At 69.2% G+C, this 21,740-nt stretch carries 14 protein-coding genes; 5 read left to right on the plus strand and 9 right to left on the minus strand.

The window, feature by feature from the left end; genetic code table 11:
• Positions 1-659: 659 nt before the first annotated feature.
• Positions 660-1,004: a hypothetical protein gene (locus B2W79_RS04725; protein ID WP_292787516.1), complete on the plus strand. Its 345-nt coding sequence runs from the start codon at positions 660-662 to the stop codon at positions 1,002-1,004.
• Between the two features lie 92 nt (positions 1,005-1,096).
• Here B2W79_RS04725 and B2W79_RS04730 read toward each other — a convergent pair whose 3' ends face one another.
• The 3 genes from B2W79_RS04730 to B2W79_RS04740 form a co-directional block, all read right to left on the minus strand.
• Positions 1,097-2,209: a fatty acid desaturase family protein gene (locus B2W79_RS04730; RefSeq protein ID WP_396654740.1), complete on the minus strand. Its 1,113-nt coding sequence runs from the start codon at positions 2,207-2,209 to the stop codon at positions 1,097-1,099.
• A 106-nt stretch (positions 2,210-2,315) separates the two neighbouring features.
• Positions 2,316-2,594 (minus strand): hypothetical protein, encoded by a 279-nt coding sequence (locus B2W79_RS04735; protein WP_071327695.1) that lies wholly within the window; start codon positions 2,592-2,594, stop codon positions 2,316-2,318.
• Positions 2,595-2,787: 193 nt separating this feature from the next.
• Complete coding sequence (locus B2W79_RS04740) at positions 2,788-3,741, minus strand: intradiol ring-cleavage dioxygenase (protein WP_292787518.1); 954 nt, start codon at positions 3,739-3,741, stop codon at positions 2,788-2,790.
• Between the two features lie 366 nt (positions 3,742-4,107).
• Between B2W79_RS04740 and B2W79_RS04745 the strand changes: the two genes are divergently transcribed.
• Positions 4,108-4,722: a TetR/AcrR family transcriptional regulator gene (locus B2W79_RS04745; RefSeq protein ID WP_025104606.1), complete on the plus strand. Its 615-nt coding sequence runs from the start codon at positions 4,108-4,110 to the stop codon at positions 4,720-4,722.
• A gap of 9 nt (positions 4,723-4,731) precedes the next feature.
• Here B2W79_RS04745 and B2W79_RS04750 read toward each other — a convergent pair whose 3' ends face one another.
• Positions 4,732-5,877 carry a low temperature requirement protein A gene (locus B2W79_RS04750; RefSeq protein WP_071327697.1) on the minus strand — a complete coding sequence of 382 codons (1,146 nt, stop codon included), beginning with the start codon at positions 5,875-5,877 and terminating at the stop codon, positions 4,732-4,734.
• A gap of 358 nt (positions 5,878-6,235) precedes the next feature.
• On the opposite strand from B2W79_RS04750, the gene B2W79_RS04755 reads away from it, so the two are divergent.
• From B2W79_RS04755 to B2W79_RS04765, 3 genes are read left to right on the plus strand one after another with little or no spacing between them, the layout of a single operon-like run.
• On the plus strand, positions 6,236-7,762 hold the full coding sequence (locus B2W79_RS04755) for a sugar transferase (protein WP_071327698.1): 1,527 nt from the start codon (positions 6,236-6,238) through the stop codon (positions 7,760-7,762).
• A 4-nt stretch (positions 7,763-7,766) separates the two neighbouring features.
• On the plus strand, positions 7,767-8,960 hold the full coding sequence (locus B2W79_RS04760; RefSeq protein WP_292787521.1) for a DUF1972 domain-containing protein: 1,194 nt from the start codon (positions 7,767-7,769) through the stop codon (positions 8,958-8,960).
• Positions 8,957-10,093 (plus strand): glycosyltransferase, encoded by a 1,137-nt coding sequence (locus B2W79_RS04765; protein ID WP_071327700.1) that lies wholly within the window; start codon positions 8,957-8,959, stop codon positions 10,091-10,093. The genes B2W79_RS04760 and B2W79_RS04765 overlap by 4 nt, the downstream gene beginning before the upstream one ends.
• Positions 10,094-10,103: 10 nt before the next feature.
• Here B2W79_RS04765 and B2W79_RS04770 read toward each other — a convergent pair whose 3' ends face one another.
• The 5 genes from B2W79_RS04770 to B2W79_RS04790 form a co-directional block, all read right to left on the minus strand.
• Positions 10,104-11,414 carry a hypothetical protein gene (locus B2W79_RS04770; protein ID WP_292787523.1) on the minus strand — a complete coding sequence of 437 codons (1,311 nt, stop codon included), beginning with the start codon at positions 11,412-11,414 and terminating at the stop codon, positions 10,104-10,106.
• Positions 11,415-11,424: 10 nt separating this feature from the next.
• Positions 11,425-14,052, minus strand: a complete 2,628-nt coding sequence (locus tag B2W79_RS04775; RefSeq protein ID WP_292787525.1) for a right-handed parallel beta-helix repeat-containing protein — start codon at positions 14,050-14,052, stop codon at positions 11,425-11,427.
• Positions 14,053-14,237: 185 nt separating this feature from the next.
• Complete coding sequence (locus B2W79_RS04780) at positions 14,238-15,590, minus strand: polysaccharide biosynthesis tyrosine autokinase (RefSeq protein ID WP_292787527.1); 1,353 nt, start codon at positions 15,588-15,590, stop codon at positions 14,238-14,240.
• 55 nt (positions 15,591-15,645) lie between these two features.
• The gene (locus tag B2W79_RS04785; protein WP_292787529.1) at positions 15,646-16,950 is read right to left on the minus strand and encodes a hypothetical protein; all 1,305 of its coding nucleotides are present in this window, start codon (positions 16,948-16,950) and stop codon (positions 15,646-15,648) included.
• Positions 16,951-16,961: 11 nt separating this feature from the next.
• Complete coding sequence (locus B2W79_RS04790; RefSeq protein ID WP_292787531.1) at positions 16,962-21,677, minus strand: PKD domain-containing protein; 4,716 nt, start codon at positions 21,675-21,677, stop codon at positions 16,962-16,964.
• Positions 21,678-21,740: the final 63 nt, after the last annotated feature.

The following is a 21,740-nucleotide window of genomic DNA, read 5'->3' on the forward strand; positions in this document are numbered from 1 at the left end:
GCTCGCCCCTTCGTCGTCTCCGGACAGCATGCCGGTTTCACCGGTATGAAGCAATTGCAGGCATGACGGCCTGGCGGACCGCTGAGCTATCTTCGCGACATGGCTTCCGCTACCCGATCCCGCCAACGCTCATCAACGCGTCACAAGCTCGCGCTCACGGCAATCGCGATCGTGTGCGCCGGAGCGCTCTCCCTTGCACACGCTCAAGCGGCCAACGCAGCCGTTTACCGGTACAACATCATCAACAAGTCCTCGACAGCGAATGTGACTGGTGCCGTCTTCGCGAGCTGCAAGATCACCACGACTGGTGGCCTCTGCAGCATCTCGAAGGGTAAGAGCGTGACACGAACTGTGCAGGTGAGCCTCGGCGCCAGCCGCGCGGATGTCGCCGCGGGGCTAAGCATCAGTTCGGCGAGCTCGGTGACAACGACCGTTGGCTGCAGTTCCCCTGCCCTCAGAGCAGGCCAAGTATGGAAGGCACGGGCGCTCGGCACCAGACACTCGTACAGGGTTCAGAAACAGGAGTCATACAGGCCGCGCATCGGCCCCACCTATTGGAAGACGGTAGGAACGAGTTCCGTTCTCACGGCTTACAACCCGTATTCCTCAGGGATCTCATGCGGGCTGTAGCGAGGTTATGTGCGTATACGGCGCTCGGCGTGGTCGTCTGCCTGAGCGGGTGTGCCCCATCGGGCCTTCAGATCGATGAGACGGTCGGGGTCTCGTTGGGAATTGTGTATGACCATGTGAGGGAAGAGGCCACGATCCTTATCCAGGACGTCTCCCCGCGGGTCGACCTCGAATCCTCGTTCGTCGATGGAGTAAGCGATCGGTCTGCTTGGGTGGTCGTGTCAAGCTGCGCGAACGATGCCGTCGTCGATGAGGCGTCAACGACGGAGGTAGCCGTGATCCCCAGAGACGCGTACGTGAAGAGTGTGAAGACCGCGATTGCCGCCGGAGGGTTCGCCGATGCCGTGAGTTGCGACGGACTGTCCTTCCGCTGAACCTTGCCCACCTTGCGACTCATTGGTGGCTGTCAGGGCTCGGCGAAAAGCTGGCTCCGGACGCTCGCATGGCGGCGCCGTATCCACCGGCCTCAGGCGCGGCGGAGCTGTGCCGCCGCCGGGCAGTCGAACGGGTCGCGCGCCGCCAGGCCGACGCGGTTGAGGTAGGCGATGACGATCGCGTACGACTGCCCGAGGGACGTCTCCGTGTACGGGATGCCGTTGGCGGCGCAGTAGTCGCGCACGATGCCGCGTGCCTTCGACAGGTGCAGCCGCGACATGTTCGGGAACAGGTGGTGCTCCACCTGGTGGTTAAGGCCGCCCATCAGCCCCGTCACCCACCATCCGCCGCGGATGTTGCGCGACGTGCGCACCTGCTTCGAGAAGAAGTCGAGCTTGGCGTCGGGAGCGATGACCGGCATGCCCTTGTGGTTGGGGGCGAAGGACGCGCCCATGTACACGCCGAAGACCGCGAGCTGCACGCCCAGGAACGCGAAGGCCATGCCGACGGGGAGCAGGAGGAACAGCGGCACGAGAAGGACGGCGAACCGGAGCACGATGAGTCCGAGCTCGATCCAGCGGCCCTTCACGTTCTTCCGCGTCGTCAGGTGCTTCAGGCCGAGGTAGTGCAGGTTGAGCCCCTCGAGCGTCAGGAGGGGGAAGAAGAGCCACCCCTGCTTGCGCGTGATGAGCCGGACGATGCCGCGCGACTGCGCCGCGTCCTCCTCCAGGAAGGAGATGGTATCGACCTGGATGTCTGGGTCCTTGCCGACCTGGTTCGGGTTGCCGTGGTGACGGGTGTGCTTGGAATCCCACCAGTGGTAGCTCATGCCGATGATGCCGGCGAGCACGCGGGCCAGGCGGAAGTTCGTCGGCCCGGTGGACAGGATCTGACGGTGCGCCGCCTCGTGGGCGAGGAAGGCGACCTGCGTGAAGACGACACCGAGGGCCGCGGCGATGAGGAGCTGGAACCAGCTGTCGCCGAGGAGGAGGAAGCCCGCGACGCAGCCGGCGAAGGCGACGACGAGGGCCGCGCCGACCAGTGTGTAGAACACGGGGGTGCGCTGCAGGAGCCCGGTCTCCTTCACGACCTGCTGCACATCGCGGTAGGCCCGCGTGAGCGGGGGGAACTCGGCGTTCCCGGCGTACGTCTGACGAACCGGCCCGAGGGTGGCGGTGACGGTCGGGGAGGATGTGCGGGAGATGATGCTCTCCTGTCGATCGGGAGCCCTTGAGCTGAAGAAGCCAAGGGCGGTTGCCGATCGCTGTGGCCACACTAACCGCGCTCGCATACGCGAGGCGGCATACGACTCAGGCCCGTGCTCGACGCGGCCGCCGACCGCGCGTGCGAGGGAGGGCCGGCGATGCCGCCGGCCGGGCGGGCTGCTGCGCGGCGTCGAGCGCGCGGAAGGCCTCGTCGAGGGACGGGAACGACCCGAGGTCGGCGCCGCGCTCGTCGCGCAGCCGGTGCGCGGATCCGTCGAACTCGACGAATCCGGCGAACTCGCCGTTGCGGGTGGCGACGTGCACGTCGACGTCGGCCTGTTTCCAGGTGAGAGGGATGGAGGAAGGGACGGTGGTGGTACTCATGCTCATTGCTCATTGCTGTGGGGCGGGCGCGCTCGCGCTCCGCACGTGAAGAGACCGAGGGCGGATTCCGCGCGCGTCGATGTGCGTGGTCCGTGGATGGCCCTGATCAGTGGCGACGAGGCGGCCGAGAGGGGGCGAAACGCACACGTTGCACGATCAGCTTAGCAGATCCACGAACCACGCGCCGAGAACCTCAGCTTCCGGGGGGACGACCACTGCCACCCGTGTGCGCGGCGCCGGCGCTCGGCGTGGTCGTCGTGTCGACACCGACCACGAGGGTCGCGGTGTATCCGCCGGTGACGCTCCCCGTCGTCGTGGCGAGCTGCGACACGCCACCGTCGTCCCCGAAGACGTTGTCGGAGGTGAGGGAGATCCGCGCCAGGTTGTCCGCCGATCCGGAGTAGGCAGTCTCCGCATACACCGCGCTGCACGCGTCCTCTGGTAGCGCGAGCTGGGACGTGGCGATCGCGTTCGACGCGTCGGTGATCGAGGCAACGTCCGGATACACCTCGAAGTGGATGTGAGGCCACCGACCCGAGTAGCACCCGGGGAAGACGGAGGTGAAGGACACCTTCCCGTCGTCGTCCGCGACCTGGACACCGCGGAGGTAGGAGACGTCCTCCAGTCCCGATGAGTACAGCGAGTACTCCCCCTGCGCGTTGCAGTGCCACGCGTAGACCGCGACGCCGGCGAACGGCACCCCTCCGTTCGCGAGGTCGAGGATCTGCAGTTCGAAGGAGAGCGGCACGCCGTCGGCTGTGGCGCCGCCGTCGATGGACGAGCGGATGTCCTGGCGGATGATTCCGGCTTCGTCGAGGATGTCAGGGCCGTTCGAGCCGTCGCCCGGGTAGGGACCGGCGGTCTCGTCCGGGATCTCGGCGACCGCGGCGTCCGTCGCGGTCGCGGTGGTGCTGGGGGTGGGAGCGGCCGTGCTCGATGACGACCCGGTGGCGGCAGGCGCGCAGGCGGCGAGCACGACGGCACCGAGGCCGAGCCCGCCGCCGATCAGCAGCCCGCGACGGCTCATCAACGTCCGGAGGTCGAAGGCGACGCCCTGGTCGACGACCTCTTCGTCCGCGCGGTCCAGCAGCCGTCCTTCGTACATGGGGCCCTGCGGGGTGGGGGTCGGTTCGGGGATGCGGCTCATGATGTGCTCCTCTCGAGCGTCGGCGGCGTTGCCCCATGCTCGACGGGTGAGCAATCAAGAAGCTATGCGTGATCCCTGCGGCTCCTGTGGAGTCAGGAGCAGAGCGGAGGATGCGGGGACATCGCTCCGCTCTGCGGCGCTGGCGCTCGAAGAACTCGGCGGACAACGCAGGGCCGGGGCGATGGGGGAATCGCGCGCGCGGCCACGAAGACGGCCATCATGCAGGGGACATGCACGGCCGTAGCCCATCCAGTGGAACACGCCGCTTGGCACCTGTCAAGTTTTTCCCGGACAGCTGTCCAGAGCGCGCGAGATGCCATAGCATTACCCGCACCGATTCCGAAGGGGACGAGACCAGGGGACAGCATGACGACAGCGGACAAGCGCGCGGAACGCGCAGGGGTGGACAAGTTCGCGCTGCGCCGACGGGCGCTGGCCGAAGCGGCTTTGGAGGCGATCGCCGAGCGGGGATTCGCGCGGACGGGCCTTCGGGAGATCGCGCAGCACTCAGAGCTCTCCCACGGGTCGCTGCACTATTACTTCACCGACAAGAACGACCTCATCGCAGAGGCCGTGCGGATATCCAAGGGAGGGCTCGGCGACCGCTACCTCGCCGTGCTGGAGAGGGCCGAGACCGCGGAGGAACTGGCGGCCGGGGCCGCCGAGGAGCTCGCCAGGAGCGTGCACGACGACGCCCGCCTGCACCGGCTCTGGTACGACCTCCGCAACCAGTCCCTGTTCGAGTCGGGCTTCGGCGACACGATCGCCGAAGTCGAGGCCGACCTGCAGGATGCCATCTGGCGCGTGGTCGAGCGCTACTCCGAGCTCTGCGGGCGCCCCTGTCGCTTCACGCCGCTCTTCGCGTACGCGCTCACGGACGGCATGCTCCAGCACGCCCTCATCCGGCACCTGCGCGGCGACGGCGAGGCGATCGCGCGCCTGCGCCGCGAGTGCCGGGAACTCTTTGCCGCCAGTGTGTGACGCCGCGGATCACTCATCCGTGACGACGGTTCCCCGAGCAACGGGCGGCCGGATGACCAGCACGATCACGATCGCGACCATCACCGCTGCCGTCAGCGCCACCGGCACGGGCACGAACGGGTCGAGCAGGACGAGCAGCGCCCCCACCGGGATGACGGTGTTGACGACCCTGTCGGCGTTGTCCCGGATGGCGACCCACCAGATGCCGATGAGGAACACGGCGATCGGCACGGACACTGTGAACGTGGCGGCCATCGGGGCGAGGTGGCTCTCCCCCGTCAGCACATCCAGCTCCACCTCGATGCCGGCGGAGAAGGCGGCAGCCGCCGCGAACACGAAGAAGTGGGTGTAGCCGTAGCGCAGGGAACGGCCGAGGGTGGTGATGGACCGGTGGTGGGGCGGCCAGAAGTAGATCCACCACAGGGCCGCCGTCACGACGAATGCGAGGGCCGAGATCGCCAGGAGCGACCCAAGGGCCTCGACCTCATCCACCGCATCGATGATCGCGTTGGCAGAGGCGAGAAGGCTCTCACCGAGCACGATGAGGGTGAACAGACCGTAGCGCTCGGTGATGTGGTGCGGATGCCACGGCGTCTGGTCGCGGCGCTCGGCGATCACGGGGACGGCGATCTCGATGAGGGCGAAGACGACGAAGGCCGCGAGCTGGACGGGCCCTGAGGGGATGAGCAGGAACAGTATCCACAGCACCTGCACGGCGGCGATGCCGCCGGCGTATCGCAGCGCGACGGAACGGAGCGGCCCCGCGGTCCGGGACGCACGCAGCCACTGCGCGACCACGGCGATGCGCATCACGACGTAGCCGATCACCGGGAGGGTGAAGTCTCCCTCGTTGAAGGCCCCGGGGATCCCTGCGGCCAGGACGAGGACGCCCGCCATCTGGACGAAGGTGGCGATCCGGTACGGCCAGTCGTCGGTGTCGAAGGACGTGGCGAACCAGGTGAAGTTCATCCACGCCCACCAGATCGCGAAGAAGAGCATCGCGTACGAGGTGATCCCGTGGAGGAAGTCGCCGTGACTCAGGGTGTGATGCAGTTGCGCCGACGCGATGCTCACCGCTACCACGAAGACGAGATCGAAGAAGAGCTCCAGCGGACTCGCGGCGCGGTGCGGCTGACCGGGGTCGCGCGGCCGCATGGGCTGCAGACGGAAGCGAGGAGTCGAAGTCGGATGCGCAGTCACCGCGACAGACTAGCTCCCGGCTTCTTCTCCCCGGGCGGTATGCCGGAACGGATCCCCCTCCTGCGCGGCATGCGCTTCCATCCGGCGGCCGAATCCGCTACAGTGATCACCGTCTGCAGTGCCTGCTGCACGCCTCGTCGGTTTGGGACGACGAGGACACCTTCTCGATGTGGGATCGGGAAGCACCAGCAGGACCCGAGGGGTCGGGACGCAGACATGTCCGTGAACGTGGGGTTCACGGTCTGGGGAAAACTGGGGAAACGATGGCGCACTGGGGTTATTTGCGTACATTCACGGCTCAAGGGGCCTCGGCATGACTTCCGTCGAGGATGCTCTGAGCATCGCTCGTACGGGTTTCACGCCGATCACGGCTCCGCGGGCGACCGCGTCGGTGACGCATGCGGCGAGCACGCCGCGTGTCTCGGCGACGCTCGAACGACGCCGTCAGTGGGAGCGTCGCTATCGGATGCGGCTGCGGATCACGGATGCGGCTGTCATCCTGATCGCCGTCGCGCTGACGGCAGCAGTCCAGCTGATCAACGGGGTCGCGGTGATCGAGACCGTGCGCAACGCCGCATTGCTGGGTCTCGCCTGGTACCTGATGCTGTCGGCGCTCAACAGCCGAGCCGCCGCCATCTTCGGGTCAGGGGCCACCGAGTACCGCCGCGTCGCACACGCGGCCGGGCTCGCCTTCGGCATCACCGCCATCGCGGGCGTGCTCCTGGAGTGGGAAGGGCTGCAGCCGCTGTTCTTCATCGCGCTCCCCGTGGGCATGCTCGGTCTCCTCTTCGCCCGCTGGACCTGGCGTCGCTGGCTGCAGCGGCAGCGCCTGTCCGGGCGGTTCGCGTCGAGGACGATGGTGGTCGGCGCCACCGAGGACGTCGAGTATGTGATCGACTCCCTGCAGAAGGGCGGGGAGAACGGCTATCACGTCGTGGGGACGACGCTGCTGGATCGCAATGCCGGCGCGCTCAGGATCGGGGAGAGCATCTACCCGGTCGTGGGCGATCTCGACACCGTCGCCGCCGCGGCGGCACAGCTCGGGGCGGACACCATCATCGTGGCGAGCCGCCCCGAGGGGTCCCCCGACTTCGTCAAGCAGCTCAGCTGGCAGCTCGAGGGCACCGCCGCCGAGCTCATCCTCTCGAGCCGTCTGACGGATGTCGCAGGCCCTCGCATCTCTCTGCGCCAGGTCGACGGTCTGCCGCTGATCCAGGTGAAGATCCCGACCTACGAGGGCGGCGTCCACCTGCTCAAGCGCGCCCTCGATGTCGTCGTCGCCACGATCGCACTGATCCCGATCGCGCTGCTCACCCCGGTGCTCAGCGCGCTCATCAAGCTCGACTCGCCCGGCCCGGTGTTCTTCTTCCAGGAGCGCGTGGGACGGGACGGCCGCCGGTTCAAGATGGTCAAGTTCCGGTCGATGCGCACCGACGCGGAGAAGCAGCTCGCGGCGCTCAAGGACCACAACGAGGGCGCCGGCCTGCTCTTCAAGATGAAGGACGACCCGCGCGTGACCCGCGTCGGGAAGGTGCTGCGCAAGCTGTCGCTGGATGAGCTTCCGCAGTTCTGGAACGTGCTGGTCGGGGACATGAGCGTCGTCGGCCCGCGTCCGCCGCTGCCGAGCGAGGTCACCGCCTACGACGGCACTGTGTTCCGCCGTCTTTACATCAAGCCCGGTATCACCGGCCTGTGGCAGGTCTCCGGACGCAGCGACCTCTCGTGGGACGAGAGCGTGCGGCTCGACCTGCGCTATGTGGAGAACTGGTCCGTCATGAACGACCTTCAGATCATGTGGCGCACGGCGAAGGTCATGGCGCAGCCGAGCGGGGCATACTGAGCGGATGAGCACTACGACACCCCTCACGATCGCGATGGTGGGGACCCGAGGCGTGCCTGCCGCCTACGGCGGGTTCGAGACGGCCATCGAGGAGGTCGGCCGCCGCCTGGCCGACCGTGGGCACGACGTCGTCGTGTACACCCGCGGTTCCGAGCACCGGGAAAAGGAGTACCTCGGCATGCGGGTGGTGCACCTCCCCGCCGTCCCCGTGAAGCAGGTCGAGACGCTCAGCCACACCGGGCTCTCGGCCCTGCACCTGCTCGTCCACCGCCGCCCCGATGCGACCTTCGTCTTCAATGCCGCGAACTCGCCGTTCCTGCCCCTGCTCCGGCTGCGCCGGGCGCCCGTCGCCCTGCACATGGACGGTCTCGAGTGGCGTCGTTCGAAGTGGGGTCCGCGCGGCAAGGCCTACTACCGCTGGGCCGAGCAGTTCGGCGTCCGCACCGCCGACGCGCTCATCGCCGATGCCCCCGGCATCTCCGACTACTACCGTCACCAGTTCGACGTGCCGACGGAGCTGATCCGCTACGGCGCGCCGATCCTCGAGGAGCCGCCGACGCATCGTCTGGCCGAGATGGACCTCGCTCCCGGCGGCTACCACCTCGTCGTCGCGCGGTTCGAGCCGGAGAACCACGTGCTCGAGATCGTCCGCGGCTACCGGGCCAGCGCCGCGCGCCTGCCGCTCGTGGTCGTCGGGTCCGCGCCGTACGCGGCCGGGTACATCCAGGAGATCCGGAACGCCGCCGAGGGCGACGAGCGGATCCACCTGGTCGGCGGCGTCTACAACCAGGAGCTCCTCGACGCGCTCTACGCCCACGCCGCCACCTACCTGCACGGTCACTCGGTCGGCGGCACCAACCCGTCGCTCCTCCGTGCCATGGGAGCGGGCACGGCGGTGATCGGCTACGAGGTGCCCTTCAACCGCGAGGTGCTCGACGGCAACGGGTGGTTCTTCACCGATGCGGACGACGTCGCCGCGCATGTGACCGCCGCCGAGGCTGATGTGGCCACGCGCGACGCGCATGCCGCAGCCGTGCAGGAGATCGCCCGGACCCGATTCCGGTGGGACGACGTGGCCGACGAGTACGAAGACCTCGCTCGCCGCCTCGCCGAGGGCTCCAGCATCCATTCCTCCGCCCGGCGGGCACGTCGACGGAGCACGGACTGGGTCCCCACCCCCGCGGACGCGGCCCGATGATCGCGGGAGATAACCGCAAGACCGTCCTCCTGGTGCATCCGGGCGCGGAGATGTTCGGGTCCGACCGCATGCTCCTCGAGAGCGCGACCGGCCTCGTCGAGGCGGGAGCCCGCGTCGTGGTCGCCCTGCCGAGCACGGGTCTCCTCGTCGCGCCGCTGCGAGAGGCCGGCGCGGAGGTCGTCATCCTGCCGATGCTCGTGCTGCGCAAGGTCCTGCTCACCCCGCGGGGACTGCCGCGCCTCTTCCGCGACACGTTCCGCGGTCTCGGCTCCGCGTGGCGGCTGATCGGACGCCTCCGCCCCGACGCGGTCTACGTGTCGACCATCATCATTCCGCAGTGGCCTCTTGTCGCCCGGCTCCGGGGCACGCGCGCGGTCAGCCATGTGCACGAGGCCGAAGCGTCCGGCAACCCGCTGGTGAACCGGCTTCTCTATGCGCCGCATCTCGCCTCCGCCCGGACCCTGGTGAACAGCCGCTTCAGCCTGGACACGATCCGGCGCGCGCTGCCGACTCTCGCCGACCGGACCCGCGTGGTGGCCAACGGCGTCGCATCACCCGAGCACCCTGCTCGGCCGCGTCCCCGCCTCGATGGTCCCCTCCGGGTGCTCTACGTGGGCCGGCTGTCGCCGCGGAAGGGTCCCGACCTCGTCATCGACGCCGCCGCCGCGCTTCAGGCGGCGGGCCGTCCGGTCGAGGTCACGCTGCTCGGCGCGGTCTTCGAGGGGTACGAGTGGTTCGAGCGCGATCTGCGCGCACGCGCCGCCGCGACCGGCGTCCCCGTCACCTTCGCCGGCTTCCACCCCGACATCTGGCCCTTCCTCGCCGACGCCGACGTCCTGGTCGTGCCGTCCCGGGTGGACGAGCCGTTCGGCAACACGGCCGTCGAGGGCGTGCTCGGTCTCCGCCCGGTCATCGCGAGCGACAGCAGCGGCCTGCGAGAGGCCGCGGGCGGATACGCGACGGCGCACCTGGTCGCTCCGGACGATGCCGACGCGATCGCGACCGCGCTCGAGGAGGTCCGCGAGCGCTGGGACGACCACGTGGCCGGCGTCGCGGCGAGTCGCGACGAAGCCCTGCGTCGGCACGCTCCCGCGGTCTACCGCGCCGGCGTCACCGCCGGCGTCCTGGACTGACCCCCGCGGATCACACCGATGCGGGGGTGTCGGCGGTCAGCCGCGCCCGGTTGCGCACGATGTAGATCGAGAACGGGATCAGCTGGCAGACCAGCAGCGCGAACGCGACCCCGATCAGCGGTCCGACGATGCCGAGGATCGGCGTGAGCACGAACGCGAGGATGATGCCGACCGCGGCCATGCTGAGCGTCGGGATCACTTGGAAACGGATCCCGGGCTTGTCCATGATGAACATCCCCAGCGGGTACACGGCCGCGGTGAGCATGATCATGAGCCCGAACGCGAAGATCGTGGTCGGCCGCACCTCCAGCTCCCCCTGGGTGATGAATCCGAACAGCCACGGACCGACGAGCCACACCACGACGGTCGCGAGGGCGACCGCCGTGGCGAACAGCGCGGACAGCAGGAATGGCCCGCGGCGCAGGTCGCCCTGGTGCCGCATCCGCGCGAAGTGCGGCCAGAGGGCGAGTCCGCCGGCCATCACGAGGCCGTTGAGCGCGAAGAACACCTGGCCCGCCACCCCGTACTCCGCGACGTCGGTCGGGCCGCCGAGCTGGGCGATCACATAGCGCTGCGACCCCACCGCGATGGGGTAGGTCACCATCTGCGCCAGCATCGGCCAGCCGACGTCCATGACCCGGACGCCCGGGAACCGTCGCGGCCGCAGCACCATGCGTGCGGCCTCGGGGATCAGCGGAGAGGTGGTGCGTGCGGTGATGAGCACGCCCAGGATCGAGACGATGAGAGACGCCGCGAAGGACGCCATCGCCGCATAGGAGTGGAGGTCGTCGCCGCCGAACGTGAGGAGCAGCCAGACGCCGGCGAGGGTGAGTGGCGAGATGAGGCCCTGCAGCAGGATCACGATGTGGTTCTTCCGCTGCCCGAGCATGATCCGCGCCCAGATCCCGAGCGGGATCCCGAGGCAGAAGATGGTCACGCAGAAGAACGCCGCGAGCGACGCCCCCGGCTGCTGCCCGGCGTCGCCGAAGATGAGCTCCCAGGCTCCGGTGGCGAGGAGCACGGTGTTGATCGCCATCGCGGAGGCGGCGAACAGCAGCAGCACCCGACCGACGGAGGTCAGCTGGTAGCGCAGCCTCTCGTCCGTCCGGACGTCGTCGCTCGTGGCCACGGCGTTCACGAGCACGGCGCCGCTGCCCAGGTCGGTGAAGGTCAGCAGCGACGGGATCGTGGTGAGCAGCGTGTAGAGGGCGAAGCTGCCGACGCCCGCGTCCCCGATAATCATCCGTGTCGTGAGAACGCCGCAGACCAGCGCGATGACCATCGTCAGCGCGCGGGCGCCGACAGCGAGAAGAGAACCCATACCTAGATCGTCACCGCGGCAGGGCTCCCAGCGTCGCGCTGTTGCCGGGGAGTCGCGATACCGAGGCGATATCCGCCGGAACCGGCACTGCCACTGCGGCCTGCCGCTGCGCCTGTGCGGGGACCAGTGCGTATGTCGCGGACACCACGGAGGCTCCCTGTACGAACTGCGAGCGGCGGTCCTGGCCCGTCGCCGCCGTGAAGGCCGCGAGGGTGTCGGCCACCGCCGGATCCCGCGAGACGGATCCCTTCGACCACGCCGAGAACCATCGGGGTGTGCCCGGGGCGGTGCGGTGGTAGAGGTTGCCGTTCACGCTCGACATCATCTGCGCACCCGTGAAGGTGGTCGAGTAGTCCTGCACGCAGACCAGGCAGTTGCCGGCGCTCTCCGCCATGACGTTGTTCGACATCACGGTGTTGCGCACGATCCACGGCGCCAGCGGCGCGTACCGCGTGCGTGGATCATGGCCGGCCGCGTTCGGGTCGGAGGCTCGACGAGCGTCCTGACCGATGCTGATGTTCCGGTTGGCATTGCCCACGAAGGTGTTGTTCCAGATCTTCACGTTTCCGGAGTTCAGGACGAACAGTCCGAAATCGCCGTTGCGCGCGATGATGTTGTCCGCGACGACCGCCCGCTCGGAGAGTTCGACCATGACGCCGTGGCCGGTGTTGCCGATCACGTCGTTGCCCGTGAAGACGATGTCGATCACCGACTCGTCGAACCAGGGACCACGCCCGGCGTTCCCGGTGAAGGCGCTGTCGGAGACGGTCACACCCCGCGTCCGGGTGACCTTGAACGCCCCGGATACCGGGGAGTGGTTGAAGCGCTCGGCGTTGTTGCCGACGGAGAGCATCTGCTTCACCTTCAAGCCGTCGGCCTGGCTGGCCCCACCGCCGAGAAGCCCGTTGCCGATCAACGAGACCCGCGTCAGCGTCGTCCGGGGCGCCCAGGAGTAGAAGCCGGTCGTCGAGTTGTCCCGGATGGTCACGTCGGCCAGTGTGATGTCGCTCGCCGCGGCGATGACCGTCCCCATCTGGGGCACGCTGGTGGCATATCGCCGCACGCCGATGCCACGCACCTCGGATCCGGCGGAGCGGATCGAGAGGGCCTGCGTGAGGACGCTCGCCTCCACGGACTTGCCGGTGGGATCCGTGCCGATCACGAGCCGCTTCGCCTTGTCGTCGACGAAGAACGTCCCGGCGACCACCTGTGCGGCAGAACCGACCTCCCGCAGCTGCACGCCCGCGACCCACACCTGGTCCGGATGCGCGGCCATGGGGTACGCGGGATCGACGAAGCGCCACTCCGCCTGGGCATTGTCCGGCGCGCCCTTCGTGTACGTGGGGCTCGAGTCGAGCGCCGTCCCCCACCCGTCCACCGTCCAGGTGTTCCCTGTGGCCTTCCAGCCGGTGACGGCCTTCGCCCCATCCATCCAGACCGCCTCGTTCGGAGCCGGCTGGATCGTGACCCGCTTCTGCGGCGGCACGATGACCTCTTCGTGGTAGGTCCCGCCCCGGAGCACGATGGTGCCTCCGTTCGGCACGAGCCGCAGCGCTGCGGCGATCGTGCGCACCGGCGCCTTCTGCGTACCGGCGGCGGCGTCGGATCCGCCCGGCGCCGCGTAGATCGCGGTCGCGGGAGCCGGGTACGACAGCGCGCCGGGGGCAGCAGCACCTGGCTTTCCGCGGACGCCGGCCGGAGTCGCCGGCGGGGCGGGCGTGACCGGGTTCGTCGGGTTCGCCGGCGGAGCCGGGTTCGGTGCGGGCGCAGGGGTCGGCGTCGGCGCAGGAGTCGGAGTCGGCGCAGGAGTCGGCGTCGGCGTCGGCGCAGGAGTGGGAGTCGGCGCGGTGACCAGGAGGTCGTCGAGCGCCAGCGGAGCGGCTGCCCTCGCCCCGGACGAGGTGTACAGCGCGAAGCCGTAACCCCCCGCGGTGGTGATCCGGGCCGCCGAGGAATCGGCGTGCGTCACCTGCCACGCGGAGGGCTCGGCGCCCCCTGCCACCCACGCCTTGGCCGCGAGCGTCACCGGGCTGGTCCCGGTCACATCGAGGGCGACGCGCAGCGACATGCCCTTCGTCACGGCGAATGGGAGTCGCCGCTCACTCAGATTCTGCACCGTCGTGAGATCGGTCATCCGGACGACGGAGACGTAGGCGGAGCCGTCGGGGTGCACCCGGAGCCGCACGCCGTACGAGTCCTTGCCCACGATGCGGACGGCTTGGGCGAGGTACAGAGGGCCACCGACGGGGAGGGCCGGGACGGTCACCGTGTAGCGGCTGGACACGTCCGCCGCAGTCACCCCAGCCACGGTCGCCCGCGCCGTGATCCCGGGCTTCCGGCTGGCGAGCATCCCCCGCCCGTTCGTGACGCTCGACGTGCCCTCGACCACGCGCCACGCGCCGACGGGGGCCGCGCCCCAGCCGGAGGCTACGGTGCGGTTCATGTCGTCCGAGAGCAGAGGCGCCGCAGACGTGGCTGCCGGCCGGACGGACGGTGAGGCGGCGACCGCCGCGGACGCCGGTGCGGCGACCAGCGCTCCGGAGAGCGCGACGGCGACGCCGAGGACGCCAGCGAGCAGGCGATGGCGACGCCGCGGCGCGGCGTCAGACGAGAGACGAACAGGGAACGGAAAGGACACGATGTCACCGTTTCTGGGGCAGACTGCACGATCAACCCACGCTTCGCCGCAGTTTCAACCCCGGCGACAAAGAGCGAGCCCCCCTCGCAACCCATGAAGAATAACCGCCTCTCCAGGCGATGGCAAACCTTTCGAGCCCCTCCACCGATATGCTGCGTGCCCGCGCACAGCGGACCGCGGGTCGGTCACTCGCTGTAGTACTCGCTGCGGTGACGATCAGGACGTGCGCGGTTGAGGACGGTGCCGAGGATGCGTGCGCCGCCCGATTCCAGCGACTTGATGCTCTTCTCCAACGCTGCGCGCCTCGTCTTCGTGGCGTCGACGACGAGGATCACGCCGTCCGTCTGGGTGGCCAGGAGATTGGCGTCCGCGACGCTGAGCGTCGGGGGCGAGTCGATCACGACGTAGTCGTAGTCCGCGGCCGCGAAGTCGAGAAGCTGCGCCATGCGAGCCGACGTGAGCAGCTCGGCAGGGTTCGGCGGGATGGTACCGGCCGGAAGGATGTCGAGCGTGGTGTCCGCGACACGATGCTTCGCCACCTCGAACTCGACCTCGTCGAGCAGCACGCTGGTGAGTCCGACCGAACCGTCGATACCGGCGTGCTCGTGGGCGCGCGGACGCCGCATGTCCGCGTCGATCAGGAGGACGGAGTTGCGGAGCGCCGCAAGGGTCATCGCGAGGTTCACCGACACGGTCGACTTGCCCTCGGCAGGCATGCCGGAGGTCACCAGCAGCACCTTCACCCGGGACGAGACGTTCGCATACGCGAGCGCCGACCGGATGCGCCGGAACTCCTCGGACGTGTGGCCGAGCGGCTCCTGGGAGACGGCGATTCCCCGCGCCTCCAGCAACGGCGACTTGGAGACGACGCCGAGCACGGGATCTCCCCCGGCCTGCGTCAGCGCCTCCTCGTTGCGGACCCGCGTGTCCAGCACTCCGATGATCAGAGCGGCCGCGAGGCCCAGCACGCCACCGAGGAACCCGCCGAGCGCTGCATCCCTCGGCTTGCTCGGGGTGAACTGGAACTCCGGGACCACGGCGTCGTCGATGACCTCGGCCGTGATCGTGGACTCGCCCTGCGGGTCCTTCGGGGCGACGTCTTTCACGACCGTGATGAGCTGTTCGGCGACCGCGTTCGCGAGATCGGCGGCGGATTCCGAGTCGTCGGTGATGCCGGTGACGCGCAGGGTGACCGTGCTCTGCGGGATGGTGACCTCGATGTCTCTGGCGAGCGCGCGGGGTGTCGTGTCGAGACCGAGCTCCTCGATCACCGGGTCGAGCACCCGCGAGCTCGTCGCCAGCTGGGCGAAGGAGAGCATCTGGCTCTGGGTGTACACGGACCCCTGGTTGAGATCCGAGGCGCTCGTGCCCTGGTTGAGCGCGAAGTAGAGCGAGGTGGTCGCCTGGAACAACGGCGTCTGCAGCGACGCGTATCCGTATGACCCTGCGGCGCCCACGACGCCGCACAGCACGATCAACCACCAGAACTTACGCAGTGAGCCCGCGATGACACGCAGGCTGACCCGGCTCTCGGCCATGACTCCCCATTCCCCCTGAGGTCTCGATTCTAGAGGAGCCATCTGCACGTCTCCCTCACGTTTGCCGCACCTGTGGAGCGGCTGGGGTCGGCGGCGGTGCCGACGTGTCCAGATCGCGCAGGAATGCCGTATCGGCCGCGGTGGATCGTGTCCCCGCGTCTCGCGCCCAGGTCACCGCGAGCCCCACGCAGAACCACAGGAACATGCTGTACTGCGTGATGAGGGCGACGACGACCAGGCTCGGAAGCTGCCCGACGACAGCGAGGGCGGCAGGACTCCGTGTCGACCGCCGCACGGCCAGGAGCGCCGCGCAGACGACGGCCGCCATGATGAGCAGCGTCGGCACGTAGCCGTACCGGAGCAGCGTGAGCACGAGGGCGTTGTCCACCGAGCGCGCGAAGTACCCCAGGTAGTAGTCGCCGGAGACGAGGGAATGCCAGTCGCCGGGGTTGCCGAACAGCTGCACCTGCTCCAGGAGGACCAGGAGATCGGTGCGGTAGTCGGCGCTGCCCCCGGCTTCCTCCCCCGCCGCACCGAACACGGAATCGATGACGGGGATGACGATCGCGGCGCCGATCACTCCGGCCACCGCCACCGTCACCCGGAAGCGTGTCGAGACGCCGACGATGAGGAAGGTGGACAGGACCAGGGTGAGCACCAGGGTGAGCAGGCCGGCACGACTGAAGGTGAAGACCGTGGCGGTGGCGATGAGCACGATGCCGGTGATCTTCGGGAACAGCCGCCACCTGGTCGCCACGACGAACGCGGAGGACATCGCCAATGCCGCGCCGAGCGCGATCGAATGCCCCCACGCCCCTTCCGCACGCAGCACCCCACCGCGCTCCTGGAGCGGACTCCACGTCTCGTACACCACACCCGACCCGGGGATGAGGACGAAGGGGTTGAAGGACGTGAGGAACTCCACCACCGCAAGCGCCGCTGCCACGATGGCCACGACCGCGATCGTCGACGTGATCCAGTCGGTCGTCACGCGCGCAAGCACCACGCGCCCCCAGATGTACGGGATCACCCACTCCAGGAGCGATGCGACGAGGGAGGCGAGGTCGACAGTGCCGAACCCGTACAGGCCGACCACGACGAGGACGAACGCCGCGACCCAGGCGTCGGCGGCGCGCAGCGGCACGACCGACCAGTTCACGATGATCAGCAGGACGGTGAGCAGGGTGATCCCCGCCCAGTAGAACCCGAGGTTGACACCCACCCAGAGCGGTACGAAGAACAGCACGACGGCCCACACCGCGAAGGCGACGCGCGGAAGCAGCCGGAGGGCGAACACGACGATGGCCACTGCCGCGATTCCGCCGAAGGCGAGGAGCGCGATCGGGACAGCAGTGGCCATGCGTCAGGATCTTACTGCGGTGCGGTGACGCGGAACGAATCGAACGACACGCCCAGCGGCGCGGTCGCGCTGCCGGAGCGGTTGCCGCTCAGACCCACCGCGCCGGCACCCAGGGGCGCCGCGTCGGTCGTGGTGATCTGCCAGGCTGCCGGCTTCGTGGTGTCCGTCGGCCAGAACTTGGCGGACAGCGTCGCCGACGTCGTCCCGGTCACGGACACCTCGAGGTTGTACGAGGTGTTCGCCGCCCAGACCAGCCCGGGTACAGCCTGCGTGCGCAGGACGGTCCCTTCGCGGTGCACGACGAGCCAGACCGTGCCGTCGGGACGCAGCCAGGCGCGGACGAAGTACTTTCCGGCCGCCGACTGCCGCGCGATCACGCCGATGTAGGCGCCGCCCGCCGCAGGGGCCTGGTCGACCCGGAACTGTGTCTCGAGCACCGTGTCGGCGGCCGACGTCGTGTTGAGCGTCGCGTGGCGGGTGTCCCCGGCGATGAGGTTCAGCTTCGCCTGACCGTCGGCCACCGTCGCCGCCGCCTGCGAACCGCCCGCGATCGTCCACGCCCCGCCGACCGTGGCGGTGCCCCACCCGGGTCCCGCAGTACGGTCGAAGCCGTCGTCGGCCACCGGAGCCGGCTGCGGCTCGGGCTGCGGCTCGGGCTCGACGGGAGGCGCCGTCACGGTCACCGGCTTGCTGGTGGTGTGCGTGGCCCCCTTGTCGTCCTTCACCGTGAGGGTGACGGTGTAGGTCCCCGCCGCGGTGTAGGTGCGGCTGCTCGTCGCACCCGTCCCGGTCGTCCCGTCGCCGAAGTTCCATGCGTACGAGGCGATGGTGCCGTCGGAGTCGGTCGAGGCGCTGCCGTCCACGGCGACCGTGAGGTTCGTCGCGGTCGCGGTGAAGGCAGCCACCGGAGCGACATTCGCGGGCTCCGGTTCGGGCTGCGGCTCGGGCTCCGGGGCCGGCGTGCCGAGGTTCTTCAGCGTGAAGTCGTCGAAGCTGGCGAGGTTGGTGCCCGTGGCGCTGCCCGCGCGGTAAGAGAACACGGTCGGGGCGCCGGCGACCTGGAGGGCCGGAGTCGCATCCGTCGTGGTGAGCTGCCAGTTCGCGGGCTCTGCCGACCCCGACGCCCACAGCTTGGCGCGGATGGTCGTCGTGGACGACCCGGTCGTCTCCATGAGAAGCGTGAACGAGCTGCCCGCGCTCCAGGTGAGCCCGGAGACGGCGGTGCTGGCGATCGCGGTGCCGTTGCGGTGGATCACGAGCCAGGTCGCGCCGTCGGCCCGGTGCCAGGCGAGGGCCCGGTAGCCGGCGGACCCGGAACGGCGAGCGCCCAGTCCTTCGTACGCCACCCCGGTGGAAGGACCGGAGGCGAGGGTGTAGCTGATGCGCGCGGAGGAGTCGAGGACCGACGTGCCCTGCAGCAGCATCTCCCTCGTCTCACCCGGCGTCAGGTTCACCTTGCCCACGCCGTCGCCGACGGAGAGCACCGCGGCGGAGCCGCTCACCGGCGCCCAGGTGCCACCCTTGTCGGCAGCACCCCAGCCGCTCGAGACGACACGGCCGAAGGCATCGGATGCCGCGAACACCTGAGCGGTCAGCGTCACCGTCTTGGTGGCCGTCGCCGTCGACCCGAGGCTGTCGGTCACCGTCAGGGTGATCTCGCGCGCCCCGGCGCTCGCGTAGGTGTGGCCGGCGGAGGCTCCGGAGCCCGCGGGGGATCCGTCGCCCCAGTTCCACGAGTAGGTCAGAGTCGCGCCGTCGGACGCGCTCGAACCCGCGGCGGAGACGTCGACGTTCAGCCCCGACGCTGTCGCCGTGAAGGCAGCCACCGGGTCGGCATGCGTGGTCGTCACCTGTCGAGTGGTGGAGGCGCTGCCGCCGCGATCGTCGGTGACGGTCAGAGTCACCGTGCGGGTGCCGGCCGTGGCGTACACGTGGGTGGCCACCTGCCCGGTCGACGTCGTGCCGTCCCCCCAGTTCCAGGCATAGGAGGCGAGAGAGCCGTCCGAGTCCGCCGAGGCGGACGCGTCGGCCGAGACCGTCAGGCCGTTCGCGGTCGTCTCGAAGGCAGCCGTCGGGAGGATGTTCGGCGCCTGCACCACGACCTGCTTCTCCGCCGTGCTGGCGAGCCCGTTGCTGTCCGTCACCGTCAGCGTCACCGTGTAGGTGCCGGACTTCTCGTACGTGTGGCTCGTCGTCTTGCCGGTCGCCGTGGCCGAGTCGTCGCCGAAGTCCCACTTGTAGCCGGCGATCGTCGCCGACCCCGCGGGCGCCGAGGCCTCCGCGTCGAACGCGACGGCGAGGTCGGTCGGAGTGGCGGAGAAGGCCGCGGCGGGTGCCTGGAAGCCCTTGCCGATGCCGTAGTGCGTCTTCACCTGCGTCGGGGTGAGCGCGAACGGGTAGACCGCGACCTCGTCCAGGGATCCCTTGAAGTACTTGGAACTGGGCTCGGACGGCCATCCGGCGAGGTTGTCCCCGCCGATACGCCAATATCCCGTGTAGTTCTCCGCGGTCGTGGCCCCGGCGAGCGACGAAACGAGCTGGCCGTCGACGTAGAGCTTCATCCCGTCCGCACTCTGCGTCGCGACGGCATGGTGCCACTGGTTGTCGTTGAGCGCCGCGCCGTTCTGCACCGTCTGCGTGCTGCCGTTGTAGGTACCGAAGACGAGGCGGCCGTTGTTGGTCATGTAGATGTGACGGTCGTAGCTGGTCGACTCACCCGACGCCGCGGCGCCGTAGCCCAGCAACTTGCCACCGCTGGTGGTGTTGGTCTTGAACCACAGTTCGGTCGAGAACTCGGAAGGCGCGGCGATCTTGCTTCCGGAGGCCACACGGCCCGTGTTCGTCCCGGTGAAGGTCGAGGCGCCGGTCGCGGTGTTCTCCACACCGGACGTCGATGCGGTCACTCCCGTGCCGAACACGGGGGTGTTGGATCCGGCCCAGTCCTGCGCGACGGTGCCGAGCGGGTAGTAGAGCTGCGGGCCGTCCGCCGTGACGGCGTTGACGTAGTTCGACACCGCACCGGCCGCGATGGTCACGCTCATCGCCTGGCTGGAGACGGAGTTGCCCGCACTGTCCTTCGCGACGACGGTGTACTCCTGCGTCGACCCGGGAGCTGCGGTCTTGTCCTCGAGGTTCACCGAGGGGCGGTCCCACCAGGTGCCGCGGGCGGTGGCGGTGGCCACCGGTGCGGTGGTCCCCGTCCGGCGCAGCTCGTAGGTCAGGGTGAGGTCGTCACGATCCCAGTTCGCTGGGATCGAGATCCGCGCACGCCCGGGGATGAACGACTGCGCCGTGCCGGTCCAGTTGGCACCCGACAGCCGAGGGCCGTCCTTCGCGCCGCCGGGCGGGTTGGTGGAGAAGCGCACGAGCCCCTCGAATCGACCGTTGTTCACGGAGCGGAACTCACCGCCGATCGAGATCATGTTCCCGGCACCGGTGATGGAGAGACCGGCCTGCCCCATTCCCGTGGTCACGCCGACAGCCCAGTCCGGTGTCCAGGCGTAGGCCGAGGGCGCCGGAGTACCGGCCCAGTTCTTGTACGTGCCGCCGGCCGCCGGCTGGTTGCCGAGCAGACCGCGGGCGTCCGCGGTGTACGCCTCCGAGTAGCGGTGCGTACGCGGGTTCTGCTCCGGGTGCATGCCCATCGTGCTGCAGGCATGGGTGTGGCTGGTCGTGTAGACCGTCTTGCCGGTCGAGTAGACGCCGTAGTGGTCGCCGAGGCAGTCCGCGATCCAGCGGACCTTGCCGCTTCCGGCCTCTGCCGCGAAGGTGCCCTCGAGGTTGCCCGTGGCCGCGTCCGCATACACCCACCCGGTGCCGTAGACGGCGCCGGCGTCGGCCGCGAGTCCGAAGATCCCCGCCTTGCCCGAGGTCGCCCCGGTGTTCGAGCCGTTCTTCACCGTCTGCGGCAGCGCCCATCCGCTGTCCACCGCACCGGTCGTCTTGTCGAGCGCGACGGTGCCGCGCATCGTCAGGTCGCCGTTGACTTGAGAGAAACGACCGGCGGCGATGACGTTCTGACCCGCCGGGTCCATCACCATGGCGTCGACCTGAAGGTCCGTCTGCGGCGCCCAGCTGAGCAGCGCGCCGTTCGTCGAGGAGAAGGCCGCGAGGTTCTTGCGCGGGGTCGCGTTGCCCTGTGTGAAGAGACCGCCGACGTAGACGCTCGAGCCCGAGGTGGCGAGGGCGTACACGCCGCTGCCGCCGATCGAGGGCGAGAAGCCGGGCACGAGCTGTCCGGTCACGGCGTCCAGCGCGGCGAAGTTCCAGCGCGTCTGTCCGTTGACGGCGTTGAAGGAGCCGCCGATGTAGATGCGGCTGCCGTCCGGCGAAGCGGCCACGGCCTTGATCACGCCGTTCACCTGCGGTGCGAAGGAGAGCAGCTGACCCGTGTTGATGTCATACGCGAGGACGTTGGAACGGGCGGTCAGGCTCGTCCCCGGTGCGGCGAGCGGTGCCCGGGCGTTGTCGAACTTGCCCACCGCGTAGACGGTCGAGCCGATCGTCGTCTGCGCCCACACATACCCGTTGTCGATCTGCACGGTCGGGATCGGGTCCGACGTCACCACGTCGTCGTTCCGCTGCAGAAGCGGCGGTGGCGTCGACGGTGCATCGGCCGCTGCCGCCCCGGTCGCCCCCAGCGTGGTCATGCCCGTGATCAGCAGCGCCGCCGTCACGACCGACGCGAGTGCGCTCAGCGCCCGCCTCGAAGTGGATGTCTTACCCATGTTGCTCCCCAGCCCCAGATTTCTTCTTTGAAAGTGTCACGCACGAGACGCGGCGGAAGTCGT

The sequence above is a fragment of the Microbacterium sp. UBA7513 genome, assembly GCF_002478345.1.
In the GTDB taxonomy this organism is placed as follows: Bacteria; Actinomycetota; Actinomycetes; order Actinomycetales; family Microbacteriaceae; genus Microbacterium.